General features: G+C 68.7%; 4 protein-coding genes. 2 read left to right on the top strand and 2 right to left on the bottom strand.

Annotated elements, in window-relative coordinates:
• The coding region (locus ACEN88_RS24255) for a hypothetical protein (protein WP_413343783.1) at positions 1 to 268 on the top strand (268 nt) is incomplete at its 5' end.
• A gap of 48 nt (positions 269 to 316) precedes the next feature.
• Here the strand turns inward: ACEN88_RS24255 and ACEN88_RS24250 are convergent.
• Positions 317 to 898 (bottom strand): hypothetical protein, encoded by a 582-nt coding sequence (locus ACEN88_RS24250; RefSeq protein ID WP_413343781.1) that lies wholly within the window; start codon positions 896 to 898, stop codon positions 317 to 319.
• Between the two features lie 65 nt (positions 899 to 963).
• Positions 964 to 3321, bottom strand: coding sequence for a dockerin (locus tag ACEN88_RS24245; protein ID WP_413343779.1), 2358 nt, complete (start codon positions 3319 to 3321; stop codon positions 964 to 966).
• A 253-nt stretch (positions 3322 to 3574) separates the two neighbouring features.
• Here ACEN88_RS24245 and ACEN88_RS24240 point away from each other — a divergent pair.
• The coding region (locus ACEN88_RS24240; RefSeq protein ID WP_413343777.1) for a glycoside hydrolase family 3 protein at positions 3575 to 4955 on the top strand (1381 nt) is incomplete at its 3' end.

The raw sequence follows: 4955 nt of genomic DNA, 5'->3' as shown, positions 1-4955 counted from the left end.
GTACGCGGTTCGGGTCCGGACGGTCGGCCTGCGCAGCGACCGCAACGACGGCCATGCGCGGCTCGTCATGCGCGAGATCGCCGGCAAGGCCGAGGTGTGGCTGGACGGCGTCAGGCTGGGCGAGAAGACGGCGTACGAACCGGGCCCGCTGACCCTGGCGGTGCCGAAAGGTGCGGGCTGGCGCACGCTCACCGTGCTGGTCCAGGCACAGCCGGGCCAGCCGTCCGGTATCACGGGCGACGTGACGATCGAACCGGTTACGCCATAAAAAAAAAGCGGAGGCACACAGCCTCCGCTTTGCATCCCGCTCCCCGGATCAGGTCCGGCGGCGCGCCAGGCCGAAGGCCGCCACGCCGCCCAGCAGCAGCGACATGGTGCCCGGCAGCGGCACGGCCGCAGACGCGGCTTCCACGTCGACGTTGGCGAGCGCATTGACCGCACCCGACGTGAAACGCAGCTCCGTGATGCCGTTCAGCGCCGTGCTCCAGGTGCCGCCGCCCTCCAGGAAGGCCTGCAGGTTGCCGTCGGTCGACAGCGCGCTGCCGGTCGTGTAGTAGTCGAAGCCGCGCAGGTCGAACAGGCCGCCGCCGATGCGCGTCAGCGTGACGAAGGTGTCGGCGCCGTTCTCGAAACCGTCGTGCCAGTTGTACGTCTGCGGGTCGAACGTGCCGTCGCCGACGTGGGCCGCGCCGGCGTCCGCCCCCGGCGCGTTCAGGGTCAGGCGGTAGCCCGACTCCTCGTACACGAGGTTCGTGCCGTCATAGTGCATGTTGGCGGCGAGCGGGAAGCCGTCGCCGTACATCATCTCGGTCAGGCTGTCGAACGTCAGGACGGTCGCGCCGGCGTTGGCGGCCGCGACGCCCAGCGTCAGCGCGGCCAGGATTGCTTTCAGTTTCATGTAGATGTCTCCAGGTATTCGATTAGAAGCCGGTCCCGTGTCCGACACGCGGGACCGGCGTTGCATCAGTAGGTGTACAGGACGCCGCGGGCGGCGCCGGCGAAGTACACGCGTCCAGGCACGGTCTGGTCGGCCGCCAGGTTGCTGATGCCGGCGTACTGGTGCTGGTCGTCGTTGATGCGGGTCCAGTTGGCGGCGCCGTCATCCGAGCGATACAAGCCCCATTGGCCGTTGATCACGCCCACGATATAGATCGAGGACGAGTATTTGGCGCCGGCCGGGGCCTTGCCGAGGGCGATCGACGTGGCGCCATAGATCTTCGGCTCGTAGTAGTTATTGGGGTTCGGAACCGACTGGGTCACGTTCAGCTTGGTCCAGTTGGCGCCCGCATCGGTCGAGTGCAGGATACTGAACCCGTCCGCCAGCCAGATGTCGCCTTCCGCGTTCGGGTTGACGGCGATCGAGGTCTGTCCGAACTGGTTCAACGCGGCAATATTCTTGAACGTCGCGCTCTCGGTGAACGTGCGGCCGCCGTCCGTCGACGTGTAGAAGTGCGCCGCGCCGCCCCATTGCGCCCACCATGCACCGCCCGAGTCGTACGCATAGACCTTGTTCGGGTTCTTGCGGTCGGCCACGACTTTATAGCCGCGCGACACGCTCATGCCGGGCAGCGCCGGCAGGTTCGTGTAGGTCCACGTGTTGCCGTTGTCGGCCGTCCACGCCGGTACCGACTCGGCCGGTGCCCAGACCGCGTTGCCGGCCTTCGTGACCGCGATGCTGCCCGTTTCGGACTGGTGCGCCTTCGCGTCCGGGTGGTTGGTCACGAACTTGTTCCAGCTTACCCCGCCGTTGGTGGAGTAGGCGCCGACGATGTCCGGGTAGTCGTACGACCCGGCGCCGATGGCGGCGATGTAGTTGGGGTTGGACCATGCGGCGTCGATGCCGAATGCGCTGCCGAACCAGTTGCCCGAGGTGCGCGTGGGCGACTTGAGGAGTTCCGTCTGCACGGTGACGCCGATGTCGAGGCCGGCGCGCATCAGCGAGTAGCCGGCGCCCGGCGCCGGGGCCATCAGGGCCTTCGTCGCGACTTCCTCGACGCCGCTGACGATGAAGTTCCACGTCGGCTGCGCGGCCGACGCGTTGCGGGTCTCCCACACGCCGCCGCCGGTCACGTGCAGGACGCGGTCGGGATTGTTCGGGTCGATCTCGACGTCGTCCACCCAGCCGGAGTAACCGCCATCGGTCGGGTTGCGCGGCATCAGGTTGGCGATTTCGCGCCAGGTCGCGCCGCCGTCGTCGGACATCTGCACGGCCGGCATGCCGACCCAGTTCCCCCACGTGTTGGTCACGCCCAGCGCGATGCGGGTGTTGGCGCCGGTGCCGGACACGGACAGGCCGCCCATGCCGAAGCTGGACCACTGGGTGTCGTCGTAGCCTTTCAGCAGGGTCCAGTTGGTGCCGTCGAACTTGTACAGCCGGCACGGGCCGCCGGCGCCGGGGCCCTCGCCCTTCGTGAACGCCACGTACATCATGCCGTCCTTCGCGCGCGCCATGTGCGGGATGATGTAGCCCTGCACGTCGGCCGGGACCGGAATGCTGGTCCACGACGCGCCGCCGTTGGTCGTCTTGTACAGGCCCGCGGTCAGGCCGGCCATGCCCGCGTAATCGGGCGCCACCGCCGTGTAGATCGTCTGCGTGGCGGTGCCTGTACCTTTGGTATCGGTGTCGAAGATCACCTGTTCGATGCCGACCGGGCTGCTCCAGTAGGTCGTGTCGATCTGCGCCTGGGTCATCGTCAGCGGCGAGAGCGACGTCACCTGGTTCCAGGTCTGGCCGCGGTCCGTGCTCTTCCACAGGCCGGCCGTGCGCGTGGCGTAGAACAGGATCCTCGAGTCGTTCGGGTCGACCATCAGCCGTTCGCCGATCGCACGGCCCTGGTTGTTGCCGCCCGCGGGGAACGGCAGGTCGACGTGCGTCCAGTGGCTGCCGCGGTCGGTGGAAATGTACAGGCGCGCGGTGCTGCTGGCCCAGTTGTACATGCCGGCGCTCATGTAGACGCGCTGGTCGTCGTTCGGGTCGAGCGCCATCGTTTCGCTGCCGTGGTAAAAGCCCTCGTCGGGGCCGAACATGTCCGTGATCGCGATCCAGGACGAGGTGGCCGCATCCCAGCGGTAGGCGCCGCCGACGTCGGTGCGCGCATACAGCACGTCCGGGCTGGTCGGGTGGAAGATCAGGCCCGGCACGTAGCCGCCGCCGCCGAATTTCACGCTCGCGAAGCGGGCGGGCTTGATGGTGGGGCTGGCCGATCCGATGGTACCCGCCAGGACGGTCTGACCGTTGCCGTGGTCGGCGTTGCTGCCGCCGCAGCCGGCAGCGAGGCCCGCCACGACGCCGGCCAAGGCGATGAGTCGCATCTTGTGCATGTTTGTGTCTCCAGAATGATGTGATGTCGTACCGGCAGCGGGCACACCCGCCCGGATTCGATACATTCTGTGAGACTGTCCATACGGCGGCAATTTCGAAAACCCTCAGTCCAGCCACGAAATCCCGGAGCGTGCACGCGGCGCGACATGAAATTCCGCAGCGGCGGCAGAATTTTCACCAGCCGCCCCGGACGACGCCGGCGCACGGCCGCACCAGTGTTAGCATCCGCGCGCCAACCCATCACGAACGCCCATGACACCTCGACATCTCTCCCGGACCGCCCTTGCTGCGGCGGTCGCCCTGACGCTGTCCCTGCCCGCCCTGGCCGCGCAGGCCGATCCCGCCGCGCGGGCGCAAGCCCTGCTGGCCCGCATGACGCTGGACGAAAAGGCCGGCCAGCTGCAATCCACTTCACCCGCCATCGCGCGGCTCGGCATCCCGGCCTACAACTGGTGGAACGAAGGCCTGCACGGCGTCGCTCGCGCCGGCAACGCCACCGTGTTCCCGCAGGCGATCGGCCTGGCCGCCACGTGGAACGCCGCGCTCGCCGAACGCGTCGCGGACACCGTCGGCACCGAGTTCCGCGCGAAGTACCTGGAAACCGTGCATCCCGACGGCGGCGCCGACATGTACCGCGGCCTCACGGTGTGGTCGCCGAACGTGAACATCTTCCGCGATCCGCGCTGGGGCCGCGGCCAGGAAACCTATGGCGAAGACCCGTACCTGACGTCGCACCTGGGCGTGGCCTACATCCGCGGCCTGCAGGGTGCCGACCCGGGCGCGCCCAAGGTATCGGCGACGGTCAAGCACTTCGCCGTGCACAGCGGGCCGGAGGCCGACCGCCACCGCGAAGACGTGCATCCTTCCCCGCGCGACCTGACGGAAACGTACCTGCCCGCGTTCCACGCCGCCGTCACCGAGGGGCACGTGCTGTCCCTCATGTGCGCGTACAACGCGGTGAACGGCTTGCCCGCCTGCGCCAGCGCTCCCCTGCTCAAGGATCTCCTGCGCGATGCGTGGAAGTTCCAGGGCCATGTCGTGTCCGACTGCGGCGCCATCGCCGACATCCACTCGGAAGGCGCGCACCGCTACGTCGACACGCCGGAGCGGGCCGTCGCGGTCGCGATCAAGACCGGTACCGACGTGATGTGCGAATTCGGCAACAGCCCCACGGCGACGCCCGCCACGACCGTGCGCGCCGTGCAGCAAGGCCTCCTGGCCGAGGCCGACGTCGACCGTGCCGTGCTGCGCCTGCTGGAAGCGCGCATCCGCCTCGGCCTGCTCGATGCGCCGCGCCCTTGGGCCGGCATCACGGCGAAGGATTACGACACCCCGGCCGGCCGCCGCCTGAACCTGGAAGCGGCGCGCCAGTCCCTCGTGCTGCTGAAGAACGACGGCCTGCTGCCGCTCAAAACGGCGCCGCGCCGCATCGCCGTGATCGGCCCGAACGCCGACAGCGTCGACGCGCTGGTCGGCAACTACAGCGGCACCCCGTCGAAGCCGATCACCGTGCTGGCCGGCCTGCGCGCCCGCTTCCCGCAGGCACAGGTCACGTTCGTGGAAGGCACCGGCTGGGTCGCGCCGCCGCTGCAGGACGTGCCGGCGGACGCGCTGTGCCTGGACGCCGGCACGT

Source organism: Massilia sp. CT11-108 (assembly GCF_047302915.1).
Classification (GTDB): Bacteria; Pseudomonadota; Gammaproteobacteria; order Burkholderiales; family Burkholderiaceae_D; genus Telluria; species Telluria orientalis.
This window is presented reverse-complemented; position numbering and strand designations above follow the sequence as displayed.

Coding starts and splice junctions, on each gene's coding strand:
- ACEN88_RS24250 (WP_413343781.1), bottom strand. CDS start 898: ATGAAACTGAAAGCAATCCTGGCCGCGCTGACGCTGGGCGTCGCGGCC.
- ACEN88_RS24245 (WP_413343779.1), bottom strand. CDS start 3,321: ATGCACAAGATGCGACTCATCGCCTTGGCCGGCGTCGTGGCGGGCCTC.